This window comes from Rathayibacter sp. AY1E6 (assembly GCF_002931115.1).
In the GTDB taxonomy this organism is placed as follows: Bacteria; Actinomycetota; Actinomycetes; order Actinomycetales; family Microbacteriaceae; genus Rathayibacter.
In genome coordinates, this window is sequence record NZ_PSVK01000018.1 from 1 (window position 1) to 15,420 (window position 15,420).

Here is a 15,420-nt window from a genome sequence, read left to right on the forward strand (position 1 = left end):
TCGTGACTCCATCGTCAGGGGCGGCGTGGGGCCCGGAGGCGCACCGTGAGCGGCGCGCCCCCGGGGGCGGGGGGGGCTGCGGAGAGGCGCCGGAGGGCGCCAAGGGGAGAGGTCCGGTGGACCTCGGAGAAGAACTCGCCGTGACTCGCAGGATCCGGCGCGACCTCCACCTCGAGGCCTCCGACGCCGCCAGCTGCACGGTTTGTTCACGGTAACAGGGCGTCTGCGCAAACTCAACGGCCCCCGTGAGCGGGGGTGGCATCACTTCACGGCGCCTGCGGTCCGCGCGGTCGCTTTCGTCACGGAGGAAGGATCCGCGGCGCCCCGTGGAACGGCGCAGGCGACGTGGGCCGGATCGGACGTTCGTCGTGAGTCGTGATCAGCACCGCCGTCCCGAGCCGCCGTCCTCTTTCTTCCACCGCCGCTCGCGCCTCCGCCGCCGCTGTCAAGAGGGGAGAGACGGTCCGCGCCCCTCGCCTAGGGTGCCGGGATGCCCCGCACCCGGACGTCCCGCGCCGCCCTCGCCTGGCGGGAGGCGGTCACCGGCTCGCGCTTGATGCTCGCTCTCAAGACGGCGCTGGCGGTCGGCATCGCCTGGGCCGTCGCGCCGCTCGCTCCCGGAGTCGCGGAGCAGTACCCGTACTACGCGCCGCTCGGCGCCCTGGTCAGCATGTACCCGACCCTGATGGGCTCGGTCCGCACCGGACTGCAGACCCTGCTCGGCCTGGCGGCGGGGATCGGGCTCGCCGCCCTCGTGGTGGTCACCGTCGGCCCGACCTGGTGGACGATCCCGCTCGTCGTCGGGATCGGCGTGGTCCTCTCGGGGACGGGGTGGTTCGGCGCGGGCCGCGAGTACGTGCCGATGGCGGCCCTCTTCGTGCTGATCATCGGCGGGGCCGACGCCGAGGACTACTCCCTCGGCTACCTCGTGCAGATGGCGGTGGGCGTGGTGGTGGGGCTGCTGGTGAACGTGGTCGTCGCCCCCGGGCTCACCGTCGAGGCGGCGTCCGCCCGGGTCGACGCGTTCCAGCGCGAGCTCGCGGAGCACCTGCGCCAGCTGGCCGCCGCGCTCGAGGAGACGTGGCCGCCCGAGCACGCGGCGTGGGCGCGCAACGGCGAGGAGCTGGCCCGGACGGCGGAGGAGGTCCGCGCGGCCCTCGCGGACGCGGACGAGAGCCGCAAGGGCAACCCGCGCGCGCTGCTGCACCGGCGCGACTCCCGACCCGACCACCTCCGCCTCGAGACGCTCGACGCGATCCTCTTCCACGTCCGCGATCTGAGCGGCGCCCTCGCGGACACCATCTGGGAGCGGCCGGGCGCGCTCCCGTTCGATCCGGCCCTCGGCCCGCCGCTGAGCGAGGCCTGCCGAGCGGTCGCCGACGCGATCGACCGCGACGACCGGGGCTCTCCCGCGACCCACCGGGCGATCGGAGGCGCGGCCCGCGCGATCCGGCACCTCGTGCAGGTCGTCGACGAGCGGACCGCCGCGACCTCCCGGACCCTCGGGCCCGGCGTCCTCGCGGCGATGCACCTCCGCCGCGTCCTGGTGCGCCTGCAGCACGACGGCGCGGAGCCGCAGGAGGAGTGAGGGCTGGCGCCTCCCGTCCCATACTGATATGGTTATGGGACATCAGGAGGACGGGGACGACGTGGAGCGGACGGTGACGACGACGAGCCTCCGTGGTCGCACGCCTGAGCGGGTGACCACGGAGGCTCGTCTGGCCTTCGGGCAGGCGCTACTCGCAGACGAAGAAGGCGACCTCCACGTAGCCCATCGTCTGCGAACGGGTGTCGACGTCGGAGGTCTCGACGGTCACGCCGGACGCGGCGAAGCTGCTGCCTCCTGCGCCCGTCGACGCGTTGGCCGCGTAGGAGCCGCCACCGCGCACCCACAGGGAGGTGCCGCCGCCGGCACCGCCGAAGTAGCCGCCGCCGCCACCACCGGACGCGTAGGTCACCTGGCGGCTCGCGTTCGTCCTCGCTGCGCCGGCACCGCCGTCGCGCCCGGAGCCCGGGCTGCCGAGAACCGACTCGGTCACGTTCACCGTCGTCACACCGGGCTGCCCCGGCCCGGTCTGGCTTCCGCCGGTGCTCGGAGCCTGCTCGGTGGAGCCGGTGCTGCTGTCCGCGCGCGAGACGGCGCTGTCGTAGCCGGAGCCGCCGACGGGGCCGCCGGACCCCGCGTTCGGCCCGACGCGGGCGGACCGGGTGAAGTCGTTCGAGGTGAAGCCGGCTGCGCTACCGCCGCCGCCGCCCGCGATGACGAGCAGGGAGCCCGCGGCGGTGATCCCGCTGGCCCCGCCCCCTCCTCCGGAGCCGATGTAGCCCGGAGTGCCCGGAGCCCCGCCGTTGCCGAGCCCCCGGCCGCCGGCCTGGTTGCTGCCGCCCGAGCCCGCGGTGATGACGATCTCGGACGCTCCGCCGAGCGCGTCGACGGGGATGGTGCCCGTCACCCGCGCACCGGCGCTGGTGACGTCCGACCCGGTGCGGACGCCGCCGCCGTCTCCGCCGACCGCCGTGAAGCGGACCCACTGGGTTCCCGCGGGCACGGGGATCGTCCGGGCCGCGAGCGCGGTGGTCGAGGTGGCGTCGATGCGCTGCGCCTCCTGCAGGGCGCACTGGGGGGCGGTCGAGGCCGACGCCATCGGAGCGGCGATCGAGGCGGCCACAACAGGAATCGCCCATGCGGCGCCCTTCACCACGGTTCGGCGCTGGGTCAGACGATCGGGGGCGCCGCTCGGCGTGCTGGTGTCTTCGTTCTGCATCGGAGTCCTTCTGTCATCGTGCACCCCTGGGTATCGGGGGCAGAGTCGGGTGAGAGGCGCGGGAGGATGCCCGTGCCGCTCCGACAGAGTCGCCTGCTCCGCGACGGGGCACGCCGCTCGAGGCCGCTCTGGCGCGAAGCTGCCCAGAGGCGGCGCGCCGCGCCTCCCGCGCCTCATCCTCAGCGACTTCTCCGCAGCGCCGAACAGTCGTGGACGACGTCGCAGATGCCCCGTCGGACTCGCCGATCCGGACCCTCCGAGCGGGCGGCCCGACTCGCGAGCACCCCGGACCGAGCGGCCCGGAGAGCCCGCGACGGGCGAGCGCAGAACCCGACGTCAGTCCGGCGCCGGCCCGCGACGGCCGAACGGGCAGCCCGGCGTCAGCCCGGCGTCACGCCCCGACGGCCGAACGGCCAGCCCGGCATCAGCCCAGCGCCAGCCCGGCGTCAGCCCGCGTCGGCGAGCAGCGCCTCGCGGTCGAGCCGCTTCGCGTAGCAGCGGGCGCTCGGCTCGTCGCCCCAGTAGCCGTAGCCCGCGATCGGGTCGTAGCCGGCGCTCGCGTAGAGCGCCATCGCCTCCGGCTGCTCCGTGCCGGTGACCAGTCGGAGCAGCTCCACGCCCTCGCGGGCCGCCAGCCGCTCGACGCCGGCGAGCAGCACGCGGCTGAGCCCGCGGCCCCGCGCGGCGCTCACCACGAACATCCGCTTGATCTCGCCGATGCCGTCCTCGACCGCGAGCGCCACGCAGCCGACGAGCCCGCCGTCGACCTCGAGCAGCAGGGTCGGAGCGTCGGCGGGCGGACGCGGACCGGTGTCGTCGCCGCCGTAGCGGGCGAGGAGGTCGGCCTCCTGCAGGGCGAAGAGGTCCGTGGCGGCCGGGTCTCCGGCCGTGGTCTCGATCAGGCGGTGCACGGCACGATGCTACGGCGCGGCGGCGAGCCCCGCGGCGATCCCGGTCAGCTGCTCGAGCACGACCCGCACGGCCGAGCGCTCCAGCGTCTCGGGTCGGGCGAGGCAGTCGATGTGGCGGCCGAGCCCCGGGATCCCGAGCGGCCGCAGCACCACCTCCGGCGTGCGCCGCAGGTCGGTCGTGTACCGCGGCAGCAGCGCGACGCCGTCGCCCGCCGACACGACCGCCGCCGCGACCAGGAAGTCGTTGATCCGGTGCGGGATGCGCGCGTCGCCGCCCGCGAGGACCGCGATGGCGTCGATCGCCCGCTCCAGGGGGAAGCCCTCGTGCACCGCGACCCACTCCTCGTCGCGGAGGTCGGCGGGACGGACGACGTCCTTCGCGGCGAGCGGATGGTCGCGCCGCAGCGCGAGGTCGAGCGGCTCGAAGAGGAGGGGCGTGGAGCGCACGGTCCCGGGCCACTCGGCGCTGCCGGCGAGCCGGTGCGCGACGACCAGGTCGTGATCCGCGGTCAGCCCGGCGAAGGCGCTCTGCGCCACGTCGAAGTCGGCGAGCGCGACGCCCGGCCGACCCGGTGCGCGCAGCGCCTCCAGCAGCGGACCGAACATCGCCAGCCCCGCGCTGTGGAACGCGGCGACCGAGACCGTGCCGCTCGGCTCCCCCTCGAAGTCCGCGACCGCCCGGGCCGCGCGCTCGAGCGCCACCTCCACCTCGACCACGGCCGCCGCGAGAGCGCGGCCGGCGGGGGTCAGCGCGGTCCGGCGCCCGTCGCGGAAGGTCAGCGCCGTCGGAGTGCGGCGCTGCAGCGCGCTGATCTGCTGCGAGACGGAGGAGGGGGACACCCGCATCGCGGCGGCGACGGCGGCGATGCTCCCGCGCTCGCCGAGCTCCCGCAGAGCCCTGAGCTGTCCGAGTTCCATGAGTTCCAACTTACGCGTCGGCGAAGAAGATGCATTCTTGTCCTGCGGGTCTCCGTGCCGCCACGATGAGCCGTGCGCGCTCTCCTCTCCCGCTTCCGGGTCGACCTCCTCCTGCTCGTGGTCGCCGCCTCCTGGGGCTCGACCTACTTCGCGGCGAAGGAGCTCGTCACCGACTCCAGCGTGATGGCGCTGCTCGGCTCGCGGATGACCCTCGCCGCCCTGTGCCTGGCCGTGATCGTCGCGGCGCGGCGGCACCGGATCACCGCGGCGGAGTGGCGGGTCGGCGTGACCATCGGGGCGCTGCTCGCGACGATCTTCGCGCTCGAGACCTACGGCATCGCCGGCACCTCCGCCACCAACGCGGGCCTCATCATCAGCCTGACGATCGTGATCACGCCGATCCTCGACTCCGCCGTCTCGAAGCGCCGCCTCCCGGGCCGCTTCCTGCTCGCATGCCTCGTCGCGGTCGTCGGAGTCGCGCTGCTCGCGGGCAACGGCGCCCTCCGCCCGCCCTCCCCCGGCGACCTGCTGATCCTCGGCGCGGCCGTCGTGCGGGCCGTGCACGTCACGTCGATGCACCGCCTCTCGGCGCGGGCGCCGATGGACTCCCTCCGCCTGACCACGGTGCAGCTCGGCACCTGCGCCGTCGTGTTCAGCGCCGCGTCGCTCGTCGTCGGCGTGCCGATCCCCGAGTACGTCGCGGGGCTCGACCCCGTGGGCGCCGGCCTGTTCCTCTACCTCGTCCTGGTCTGCACCGTCTTCGGCTTCCTCGTGCAGACGTGGGCGGTCCGCCGCACCTCCCCCTCCCGCGTCAGCCTCCTGCTGGGCACCGAGCCGGTGTGGGCCGCGGTCGTCGGAGTCGCGCTCGCCCGCGACCCGATCGCCCCGGTCGGCTTCCTCGGCATCGCGCTGATCCTCGCGGGCACGGCCTGGGGCCGCTCCCTCGAGCAGCGGACGGCGCCCGACGTGCCGACCGCTGCGGCCGCTCCGGAGGCTCTGCTCGCCCCCGAGCCGGAGGACGAGCACCGGCGTCCCGTCGAGCGGTAGCCGGGTCAAGGGACTCGCGTGCGGCGTCCCGATGTGGGGGAATCGGATCGGGAGGCGTCCGCCGCGGGCGCCGCCGGAGGAGGATCCATGTCGCTCAGCGTGCTGTTCATCGGCGGGACGGGCATCATCAGCGCCGCCTGCGTCCGCGAGGCGCTGCGGCTCGGCCACGACGTGACCGTGCTGAACCGGGGGCGGACGTCGCTCCGCCCGCTGCCCGAGGGCGTCCGCGAGGTGCAGGCCGACGGCCGCGACCGCGACTCCGTCACCGCCGCCCTCGGCGACCGGAGCTTCGACGCCGTGATCGACTTCGTCGCCTTCACGCCCGAGCACGTGCAGCAGGACATCGACCTGTTCGCCGGCCGCACGGGCCAGTACGTCTTCATCAGCTCGGCCTCGGCCTACCAGAAGCCGCCGCGCAGCGTCCCGGTCACCGAGTCGACTCCGCTCCGGAACCCCTACTGGCAGTACTCCCGCGACAAGATCGCGTGCGAGGACCTGCTCGTGGCCGAGTACCGCGCGAGCGGCTTCCCGGTCACGATCGTCCGCCCCTCTCACACCTACGACCGCACCGCGCTGCCCGTCGACGGAGGCTGGACCGTCGTCGACCGGATGCGCCGCGGCCAGGAGGTGGTCGTCCTCGGCGACGGCACCTCGCTCTGGACACTCACGCACGCCGACGACGTCGCCGTCGGCCTGGTCGGCCTCCTCGGCGCCTCCGCCGCGATCGGCGAGGCCTTCCACATCACCGGCGACGAGACGCCGACCTGGGACGAGATCCACCACGACCTCGCCGCGGCGGCCGGAGTCGAGCCGCGCCTCGTGCACGTCGCCTCCGACGCGATCGCCGCCGCCGACCCCGAGCTCGGTGCCGGGATCGTCGGCGACAAGGCGCACTCGATGGTGTTCGACAACGCGAAGATCCGCCGCCTCGTCCCGGCCTACTCCCCCTCGGTGCGCTTCCGCGACGGCGCCCGCGAGATCGTGGAGTGGTACGACGCCGACGAGTCGCGCCGCGTGGTCGACGAGCGGATGAACGGCCTGTTCGACGCGCTGATCGAGCGGTACCGGCCGCGCCCGCTGTGAGGGTCGGGCGGAGGGGGTGCGCGACTCCGCCCGCTCCGTCCCTCCCGGCCGCTGCACCCCGCTCGGCTCCTCCACCTGCGCCGGCGCCCCCGTTCAGCCGATCGGCTCGAGCCGCACCAGGAACCCGCCCGGCACTCCCGGCTGCAGCTCCTGGTACTCGGACGGCACGCGGTAGGAGCCCTCGCCGACCGCGGTCACGGTGAACGCGTCGTCCGTGCGGGTCCCCGCGAGGAAGACCGTGTAGACGTCGGTGCCGTCCTCGGTGGTGCGCTTCCCGGCCGCCGCGCCGACCCAGCGGTGCCCGCCCGGATCGGCCGTCGCCGTCTCCCCGAGGGTCGCATCGATCGCGGCCGGGTCGACGCCCACGGTGCGGATCCCGTCCTGGCACTCGCGCCAGACGCCCGTGAATCCCGGGTCGGGGTCGGAGTAGCAGAACATCATCGACCCGTCGGGCGCGACGTGCAGGTCGCCGTAGCCGCCGACCACCGGCCCGGAGACGGGGGCGGCCGTGGGCCCGGTCGTCGGCTCGGGGTCGGCCGGCGCGGTGCACCCGGCGAGCGCGAGGACGAGCACCGCCACCGCTCCCGCTCGCCACCTCATGTGCGCAACCTACTGGAGCCGCGCCCCCGCCCGTCCGTGTGCCGAGCCGGGAGTCCGCCGGGAGCCGGACCGCCCTCAGACCAGCCGGCGGCCGCTGAAGCGGTCGACGGGGGCGTCGTGGCGCATCGCCCGCTCGTACATCCGCCGGAACGGCTCGGTGAGCACGCCGTTCGTGCGGTCCAGCGAGTCCTGCCAGGCCACGATCTCCCCCAGCTGCGCGGCGAGATCCGCGCGGAGGGCCGCCTCGTCGACGGTGGTCGAGACGCCCTTCGAGACGACGACCCGGCCCGCGACGATCACGGTGTCGATCGACGAGCCGTTCTCAGAGTAGACGAGCTGATTCTCGAGCCGCTGGCGCGGGGTGAAGTTCAGCGTCTCGAGGTCGTAGACGACGAGGTCGGCCTGCTTGCCGACCTCGATGCTGCCGGTGACGCCGTCGAGCACGGCGCTGCGCGCGCCTCCGATCGTGCCGGCCGTGAGCACCTCGGACACGGTCGGCCAGGTGGCGATGTCCGGATCCGTGACCTTGTGCAGGAGCGCCGCGGCCTTCACGACCTCGAGCATGCGCGGAGAGTCGCTGCTCGAGCAGCCGTCGGTGCCGAGGCCGAGGTTCACGCCCGCGTCGTGCAGCGCGCGCCACGGGGCGATGCCCGAGCCGAGCTTGAGGTTCGAGATCGGGTTGTGCGAGACGGACGTGCCGGCGGCGGCGATCCGCTCCATGTCGGAGTCGGTGAGCCAGATCCCGTGGGCGAAGGTCGTGTTCGGGGAGAGCGCGCCGATCCGCTCCATGTACTCGACCAGCGTCGAGCCGTAGGACAGCTCGCCGGTCACCAGCTGCGTCTTCGTCTCGAGGACGTGGATGTGGCACTCCGCCCCGTGCTCGAGCGCCAGCTCGGTCGCCCCCACGAGCAGCTCGGGCCCGCACCGCTGAGGAGCGGACGGGGCGACCATGTAGCGCAGCCGCCCGCCTCCCCTCCCGTGCTGGGTCGCGAACGCCTCGCGGCTGAAGGCGAGGTAGCCCTCCGTCGTCGGGCGCGACGCCGACCGCGCCTGATCGAGGATCTCCGCCGGCACGTACTCCTCGAGGAACGGCATCGTCTCGTGGAAGGGCCTGCTGATCACGTGGCCCGAGATGTTGGCGCGGACTCCGATCTCGTCGTACGCGTCGAAGACCGCGGCGAGCTGCTCCGCGTCCTGGTCCGGGTTCTCGAGCACGTCGTCGACCAGGGTCGTGACCCCGGCCTTCAGCGATTCGAGGGCGAAGAGCGACGAGCGCAGCCGCACCAGATCCGGAGCGACGCGGCTGTTCCCGAGGATCGGATACGACAGCAGCATCCACAGCTCGAGCGGCAGATTGTCGTAGCGGCCCTTGTAGAGGTACTCCCACGAGTGGGTGTGGGCGTTGACGAAGCCGGGGACGACCAGGCGGTCGCGCCCGTCGATCACCTCGTCGCCCGGCTCGGGGACGAGGCCCGGGCCGATCGCGACGATCAGCTCGTCGACGATGCGGATGCTCGCCGTGATCGGGACGGCGCCCGAGACCGGGTCCATGGTGATCACAGCGGCGTCGGAGAGGAAGAGGGGCATGGCGGTTCCGTTCGTGGTGCGGGGTGGGACGGGGCGGGCCGGCTCGCGAGGGGGCCGGCCCGCGGAGGGGCTCGGGCTCAGCCGCGGACGGGCTCGGGCTCCGCGGCGACCGGCGCGGCCGACTCCCGGCGCTCGACCCAGGCGGGAGCGTCCCGGCCGAGCAGGAGGTAGGCGAGGCCGGCCGAGACTCCGCCCGCGAGCCACGAGACGTCGACGCCGCCGAGGGCGGTCGCGGCCGGACCCTGCAGGGCGGGCACCGAGCCGTTCATGAACAGCCAGGTCAGGGTCGCGCCGATCGCGAAGGAGAGCAGCGCCCGCCAGCGGACGTCCGGCAGCAGCGGCGAGCCGACCGGGGCGAACAGGTGCCCGAAGGAGCGGACGCGCGGCTCGAACACCGTGTAGTGCACCAGCACGATCGCACCCCAGGGGGCGACCCAGCCGACGAGGCCGACCAGCCACGCGTCGAGCGTGGTGGCGAGGTCGTCCTGGAAGACGAAGAACACCGCGGCCGCGAAGGCCAGCACGCCGACGATGAGGCTGAGCGCGCGGCGCCCGAGCCGGATGTCGAGGGCCTGGGTCGCCATGCCGAACGAGTAGATGTTCAGGACGTTGGTCGCGATCGGGCCGTGCACCACCAGGAGCAGCACGGGGATCGCGAGGGCGCCGAAGTTCTCGACGATCAGCTCCCCGGGATCCACGGAGCCGTTCTTCGTCGCGAGGGTCGCGCCGAGGACGCCGAGCCAGACCACCGGGATGAACTGGCCGAGGACGCTGGCGAGGTAGAGCCCCCGCTTCGAGGAGCGGGGCCCGACGAAGCGGGAGTAGTCGCCGGCGTAGGCGAGCCAGGTGAGGCCCCAGCCGATGCCGATGGCGGTCATCACGATGGACATGGCCGCGATGCGGTCGCCTCCGGTGAGCGCGCCCTCCGCGGGGCCGGCGTAGGACCAGTCGATGTCGAGGAAGAACCAGGCGACGACCGACATGATCGCCAGCACCAGGAGGGTCGGCGGCACGGTCCAGCGCTCGAAGGCAGCGATCGCGCGGTAGCCGAGGAAGGAGATCGCGACCTGCACCGCCATGATCACCGCCGCCACCGCGATCTTCCAGCCGACGTTCGCCTGCTCCGGGTCGACGACGCCGACGGAGCCGAGGAGCGCGATGACCAGGTCGAGGACGATCCAGGTGTTGATGGCGCACCAGCCGATCACGACCACGGCCTGGATCGCGGCCGGGACGTAGTTGCCGCGCCGGCCGAAGATCGCCCGTCCCACGAGCATCCCGGTCGCCCCCGTCCGCTGGCCGAGGAGGACGAAGAAGCCGAACACCGCCATCCCGACCACGTTGCCGAGCACGAGGACGGTGACGGTGTCCGCCAGGCCGAGGCCCATGTTCACGCCGAGGGCGCCGAGCACCCAGTTGATGGGGGCGATGTTGGCGCCGGCCCAGATCCAGAACTGCCCGTCGAGCCGGGCGGTGCGCCGGGAGTCGGGCAGGGGACTCAGCGCGTCCTCGGCGTCGGCGGTGCCGTGCAGGGTGTCGGTGCTCATGGCGGATCCTCTCGGGGAGGGGGATGAAGGGGAGGGCGGGGCGCCCGGTGAGGCTCCACTCTCGTGCGGACCCGTTTCGGGCGGCGCGTCCGCGTGTAAATTCGCCGTGACGCGAGAGGACGTTCTGTATGGCCTACCTGCTGTCGGACGCGATGCGGGATCCGCGCCTCGCCGCCATGCTCCCGGTGGTGGCCGCCGGGCACGCGGCCGCCGAGCGCGCCGTGATCCGCTGGGCCCACACGAGCGAGCAGCTCGACATCGCGCCCCTCCTCCTCGGAGGCGAGCTGCTCCTGATGGAGGGCGCGCTCCTCTCGACCGACCAGGACCCGGCGGAGTGCCGCGAGTACGTGCGGTCTCTGGTCGACGCGGGAGTCGGCGCCCTCGCTCTCGAGCTCTCGCCGCGCCTGCCCGCGGTGCCGCCGCCGATCGTCGCGGCGGCCGACGAGCTCGGCCTCCCCGTGCTCGCCCTGCCCCGGCGCGTCCCCTTCGTGCAGGTCTGCGAGAGCATCAACACCCACCTCACCGAGCAGAAGTTCCGGAGCATCCGACTGGCGGACAGAGTGTCCGGTCTGCTGGCCGACGCGGCCTCCGGGGACGCCGGTGTCGACGAGCTCCTGCAGGTCGTCGCCTCCGCGACGGGCGCCTCCGCCTCGCTCGTCTCGCTCACGGGCGACGAGATCGCCCGCGCCTCGCCCGGGCCGGGCGTCGACACGGAGCCGACGGCCGGGACGTTCTCGAACGTGCTGCACGCGGGCGATTCCCTTTTGGGCACCCTGCATCTGCGGGCCCCCGCCGACGCCGACCTCCACGCCGTCGCCGTCGCGCTCGACCGGGCGCCGGACGTCCTCGCGATCGCCGTGCTCCGGCACCGCCCGCCGTCGGTCACCGAGCGGCTGACCGCCCAGCTCTTCGCGATCGCATCTGTCGAGCGCGCGGACCCGGCGGCCGACCTCCAGATCGACGCCTTCCTCGGCCGCCTCGGCGCCGGCTCCCGGGAGCGCTACCTCGGCGTCCGGGCCGACACCGGTCACGACGACCGGCGGCTCCGCGCTCTGCTCCGCCTCCTGACGGGCGCGGGAGCGGATCCCGGCCCGGTGCTCTGCGTGGTCGGCTCCGAGCTGCTGGCGCTGCTGCCGTTCGCCACCGCCGCCGCGATGGAGGAGGGCCGCGCGGAGCTGCTGCGCCTCGGCGCCGCCCTCGACTCGGACGCTCTGCTCTGCGTCGGCAGCGGGCTCGGCGGGCAGGAGCGGGTGCCCCGGGAGCTGGCGGAGGTGCGCGGCGCGCGCGAGTGGGCGCCCGCAGGCGGAGTCGTCGACTCGCGCCAGTACCGCCTGGAGCGGTTCGCGAGCTCTCTGCAGGACGATCCGGAGGCGGACGACCTCGTCGAGGAGGTGCTCGGGCCCCTGCGCGCCCAGCGCGGCGAGCTGCTCGCCACCCTCGAGGCCTTCGCGTCGCTGTGGGGGAGCAAGACGGCGACGGCGGCCGCGCTCGGCATCGGCCGGCAGACCCTCTACGACCGGCTCGCGCGGATCGAGGAGCTGATCGGCCCGCTCGACTCGTCGCCGGCCCGCGCCCGGGTCGTCATGACCGCCGTCTTCCTGCACCGGGCGCGCGCGGCGCTCCCGGCGGTCTCGCCTCCGGTCGGGCGGACGTTCCCGCCTCCCGCCGAACGCTGACGCGGCCGGACGGGATCGAACGGCTCAGGCGGGCAGCAGCTCCGCGACGAGCGCCTGCACGCGGGCCCTGATGTCGTCGCGGATCGAGCGGACCTCCTCGAGGGGTCGGCCCTGCGGGTCGGCGAGGTCCCAGTCCTCGTAGCGCTTGCCGGGGAAGACGGGGCAGACGTCGCCGCAGCCCATCGTGATCACGACGTCGGAGGCCTGGACCTGCTCGGTGGTCATCAGCTGCGGGACGGCCTGCGAGATGTCGATGCCCTCCTCCGCCATCGCCTCGATCGCGATCGGGTTGATGCTGTCGCCGGGCTCGGAGCCGCCGGAGCGGACCTCGACGGCGCCGCCGGAGAGGGCGCGGAGGTAGCCGGCGGCCATCTGCGAGCGGCCGGCGTTGTGGATGCAGACGAAGAGGACGGTGGGGGCGGCCATCGGGGCTCCTGGTGTCGAGGGGCGGTGCTCGGAGGAGCACGGGGCGAGGGTAGCGCGCCCGGGCGAACGGCTCGCGCGCCTGCGGAGCCGGAGGAGACTCCGACGGCCGGGTCGGGAATATACCCCCCGGGGGTATGTTGCACTCCCCTGGACCGAACCGGAGGAGACACCATGACCGACCACGCGCACCACCACCCGACCACCTGGCGCGCCGCCGCCCTCGCGACCCTGCACTGCCTGACCGGCTGCGCGATCGGCGAGGTCCTCGGCATGGTGATCGGCTCCGCCCTGGGGCTGCCCGCCCTGGCGACGGTCGCCCTCTCGATCGTCCTCGCCTTCGTGTTCGGCTACGCGCTCACGCTGCGGGGCGTGCTCCGCTCCGGAGTGACGTGGCGCGCCGCCGTCGGCATCGCGCTGGCGGCCGACACCGTCTCGATCGCCGTGATGGAGGTCGTCGACAACACGGTGGTGCTCGCGATCCCCGGAGCGATGGACGCGGGCCTCTCGTCCGGCCTCTTCTGGGGCTCGCTCGCCGGCGCCCTGGCCCTGGCCTTCGTCATCACGACCCCGGTGAACCGCCTGCTCATCTCCCGCGGCCGCGGCCACGCGGTCGTCCACGGCCTGCACGGCTGAGCCGCGCGGGATCTCGATGCGCCGCCTGCGACGGCCGATCGACCAGCAGGAGGCGCGTGCTGATCGACCAGCACGCTCCTGCTGATCGGGCCGCGGGCGCCGCGAGATCCCGTCGGCCGTCAGTCCTGCAGGCGGCGGTAGTGGCGGTTGCGGACCGAGAGGATCGCGCCTCCGATCACCGCCGCGAGGAACGAGCCGGCCAGGACGCCGACCTTCACGTGGTCGTCGGACTCGCTGCCCGCGCCGAACGAGAGCTCGCCGACGAGCAGCGACACCGTGAATCCGATGCCGGCCACGAACGCCATGCCGATCACGTCCACCCAGCGCAGCGACGGATCCAGGCCGATGCCGCGGAACCGGGTCAGGAGGAAGGTGCTCCCGGCGATGCCGAGCGGCTTGCCGAGCACGAGGCCCGCGATGATGCCCACGGCGATCGAGTCCTGGAACGAGTCGACCAGGCCCGCGACTCCGCCGACCGTCACTCCGGCCGAGAAGAACGCGAAGACCGGCACCGCGACCGCGGTCGAGAGGACGCTCCAGCGGTCGGCGAAGTGCGCGGCGAGGCCGTCGTAGACCGGGTGCCCCTCCGCATCCGACCCCACCCGCACCCGGGCGCGCTTCGTCGCGACGACCGGCACGGTGAAGCCGAGCAGCACGCCCGCGACCGTGGCGTGGATGCCCGAGGCGTGCACGAGCGCCCACGTCGCCACTCCGAGCGGGATCAGCACCCACCAGGCGCGCACGCCGCGCTGCACGCAGACCGCGAAGACCGCCAGCGGCACCAGCGCGAGCAGGAGCATCAGCACGTCGATGCCGGCGGTGTAGAAGACGGCGATGATCGTGATCGCGATGAGGTCGTCCACCACGGCGAGCGTGAGGAGGAACGTCCGCAGCGCCGGCGGGAGGAAGCGGCCGACCACGGCGATCACCGCGACGGCGAAGGCGATGTCGGTGGCGGCGGGGATCGCCCAGCCGTCCAGCGCGGCTCCTCCGCGGGGCAGGTTCACCGCGGTGAAGATCAGGGCGGGGACGGCCACGCCGCCGACGGCCGCGACGATCGGCACGAGCGCCGTCTTGGGGTCGCGGAGCTTGCCGGCGACGAACTCCTCCTTGAGCTCGAGCCCGACGACGAAGAAGAAGATCGCGAGCAGGCCGTCGGCCGCCCACGACCCGACGCTCAGCTCGAGGTGCAGGGCCTCGGGGCCGAAGCGGAAGTCGCGGACCGCGCTGTAGAGCGCGGACGCGGGGCTGTTGGCGACGATCAGGGCGAGGAGGGTCGCGGTGAGCAGGAACGCTCCGCCGACCGTGTCCTTCTGGAGTGTCTGGCGGAGTCCCCGCCAGATCGAGTGGGGGGCCTGATCGGCGGGCAGGGGCTGGTGCGGCATGAGGGGTTCCGTCCGGAGGGGTGGGTGAGCGCGGGGACGCGGCCGCGGACTCCGGAGGAGGGGCGGTCGCGGGTCAGCCGCGCGGCGGCGGGCAGCCGGCGATCTCGCCGTGCGCGTTCGTCCCCCACGAGCTGAGCCATCCGTTCGTGCCCGAGGCGCGCTTGGTCAGCAGCAGCCGGGTCGGGTACGCCGCGGCAGCGCGCGCGCGGGCGCGGCTCAGCGGAGGGAGGGTCAGGGGCACCGCACCAGGGTACCGGTGGCACCCGCGAGGGGGCCGGGTGTGCACGAGCGCTCGGCGGAGGAGCCGCCTCTCCCGCTGCCGAGCCTCCTCGGCCCCTCCGCTCAGGGGACCTCGTGCCCCGGGCCCGACTGCCCGCCGAGCAGCGGGCGCAGCGCGGTCGCGACGGCGTCGGCGCGCTCCTCGCCGCCGAACCACGCGTTGCCGGCCCGCACGAGCGGGTAGGCGGCCGCGAGGAGGTCGCGCCCCGCCGGGGTCAGGGCGATCCGGGAGTGACGGCCGCGGCCGCGCTCGGCCCCCCGGTCGAGCAGGCCCCGCTCCGCCAGCCCGGCGACCAGGGCGGTCATGCTCTGCGGGCGGACGCCGACGGCGCGGGCGAGGTCGGCCTGCGTCAGCCCGTCGGCCGCCGAGAGCTGTGCCAGCACGCCGAACTCGACCGGGCTGAGCCCGACCGGCGCGAGCGCGTCGCCGACCCGCCTCGCCAGGTCGCGGGCGGCGCGGATGACCGTCCAGGCGGCGATCGCGTCGACGTCGTCGCGGGTCAGGGAGAACTCCGAGGACATGGACCGAGCGTAGCGGCGTAGTCTTCGAGTATCAGTTAGTT

15 protein-coding genes are annotated in these 15,420 nt (G+C 74.1%); 5 read left to right on the top strand and 10 right to left on the bottom strand.

The features are described from left to right. Window positions 1–490 precede the first annotated feature (490 nt). Window positions 491–1,588, top strand: a complete 1,098-nt coding sequence (locus C5C46_RS12985; protein WP_104226984.1) for an aromatic acid exporter family protein — start codon at window positions 491–493, stop codon at window positions 1,586–1,588. 148 nt (window positions 1,589–1,736) lie between these two features. On the opposite strand, the gene C5C46_RS12990 is transcribed toward C5C46_RS12985, so the two are convergent. From C5C46_RS12990 to C5C46_RS13000, 3 genes are all read right to left on the bottom strand, one after another. Then, window positions 1,737–2,765 carry a hypothetical protein gene (locus C5C46_RS12990; RefSeq protein WP_146078994.1) on the bottom strand — a complete coding sequence of 343 codons (1,029 nt, stop codon included), beginning with the start codon at window positions 2,763–2,765 and terminating at the stop codon, window positions 1,737–1,739. 446 nt (window positions 2,766–3,211) lie between these two features. Continuing rightward, the gene (locus C5C46_RS12995) at window positions 3,212–3,676 is read right to left on the bottom strand and encodes a GNAT family N-acetyltransferase (protein ID WP_104226986.1); all 465 of its coding nucleotides are present in this window, start codon (window positions 3,674–3,676) and stop codon (window positions 3,212–3,214) included. Between the two features lie 9 nt (window positions 3,677–3,685). Then, on the bottom strand, window positions 3,686–4,594 hold the full coding sequence (locus C5C46_RS13000) for a LysR family transcriptional regulator (protein WP_104226987.1): 909 nt from the start codon (window positions 4,592–4,594) through the stop codon (window positions 3,686–3,688). Window positions 4,595–4,666: 72 nt separating this feature from the next. On the opposite strand from C5C46_RS13000, the gene C5C46_RS13005 reads away from it, so the two are divergent. Both C5C46_RS13005 and C5C46_RS13010 read left to right on the top strand, forming a co-directional pair. Then, on the top strand, window positions 4,667–5,641 hold the full coding sequence (locus C5C46_RS13005; protein WP_219812301.1) for a DMT family transporter: 975 nt from the start codon (window positions 4,667–4,669) through the stop codon (window positions 5,639–5,641). Window positions 5,642–5,728: 87 nt separating this feature from the next. After that, window positions 5,729–6,724 (top strand): SDR family oxidoreductase, encoded by a 996-nt coding sequence (locus tag C5C46_RS13010; protein WP_104226988.1) that lies wholly within the window; start codon window positions 5,729–5,731, stop codon window positions 6,722–6,724. Window positions 6,725–6,817: 93 nt separating this feature from the next. Here the strand turns inward: C5C46_RS13010 and C5C46_RS13015 are convergent, their stop codons facing one another. The 3 genes from C5C46_RS13015 to C5C46_RS13025 form a co-directional block, all read right to left on the bottom strand. Further along, entirely contained in the window at window positions 6,818–7,324 is a 507-nt protein-coding gene (locus tag C5C46_RS13015; RefSeq protein ID WP_146078995.1) for a hypothetical protein, read from the bottom strand. 75 nt (window positions 7,325–7,399) lie between these two features. After that, complete coding sequence (locus C5C46_RS13020; protein WP_104226990.1) at window positions 7,400–8,911, bottom strand: amidohydrolase family protein; 1,512 nt, start codon at window positions 8,909–8,911, stop codon at window positions 7,400–7,402. A gap of 77 nt (window positions 8,912–8,988) precedes the next feature. Continuing rightward, on the bottom strand, window positions 8,989–10,458 hold the full coding sequence (locus tag C5C46_RS13025; protein ID WP_104222421.1) for a cytosine permease: 1,470 nt from the start codon (window positions 10,456–10,458) through the stop codon (window positions 8,989–8,991). Window positions 10,459–10,586: 128 nt separating this feature from the next. On the opposite strand from C5C46_RS13025, the gene C5C46_RS13030 reads away from it, so the two are divergent. Further along, complete coding sequence (locus tag C5C46_RS13030; RefSeq protein WP_104226991.1) at window positions 10,587–12,134, top strand: PucR family transcriptional regulator; 1,548 nt, start codon at window positions 10,587–10,589, stop codon at window positions 12,132–12,134. A gap of 24 nt (window positions 12,135–12,158) precedes the next feature. Here C5C46_RS13030 and C5C46_RS13035 read toward each other — a convergent pair whose 3' ends face one another. Continuing rightward, a complete protein-coding gene (locus C5C46_RS13035; RefSeq protein WP_104226992.1) occupies window positions 12,159–12,560 on the bottom strand; it encodes an arsenate reductase ArsC in 402 nt (133 codons plus the stop codon). A gap of 171 nt (window positions 12,561–12,731) precedes the next feature. On the opposite strand from C5C46_RS13035, the gene C5C46_RS13040 reads away from it, so the two are divergent. Further along, a complete protein-coding gene (locus C5C46_RS13040) occupies window positions 12,732–13,193 on the top strand; it encodes a DUF4396 domain-containing protein (protein WP_104226993.1) in 462 nt (153 codons plus the stop codon). A gap of 119 nt (window positions 13,194–13,312) precedes the next feature. On the opposite strand, the gene nhaA is transcribed toward C5C46_RS13040, so the two are convergent. From nhaA to C5C46_RS13050, 3 genes are all read right to left on the bottom strand, one after another. Next, window positions 13,313–14,578 carry a Na+/H+ antiporter NhaA gene (gene nhaA, locus C5C46_RS13045; protein WP_104226994.1) on the bottom strand — a complete coding sequence of 422 codons (1,266 nt, stop codon included), beginning with the start codon at window positions 14,576–14,578 and terminating at the stop codon, window positions 13,313–13,315. A gap of 73 nt (window positions 14,579–14,651) precedes the next feature. Further along, window positions 14,652–14,819, bottom strand: a complete 168-nt coding sequence (locus C5C46_RS17000) for a hypothetical protein (RefSeq protein WP_159940701.1) — start codon at window positions 14,817–14,819, stop codon at window positions 14,652–14,654. Between the two features lie 101 nt (window positions 14,820–14,920). Next, window positions 14,921–15,379: a MarR family winged helix-turn-helix transcriptional regulator gene (locus tag C5C46_RS13050; RefSeq protein ID WP_181027218.1), complete on the bottom strand. Its 459-nt coding sequence runs from the start codon at window positions 15,377–15,379 to the stop codon at window positions 14,921–14,923. Between the last annotated feature and the right edge of the window lie 41 nt (window positions 15,380–15,420).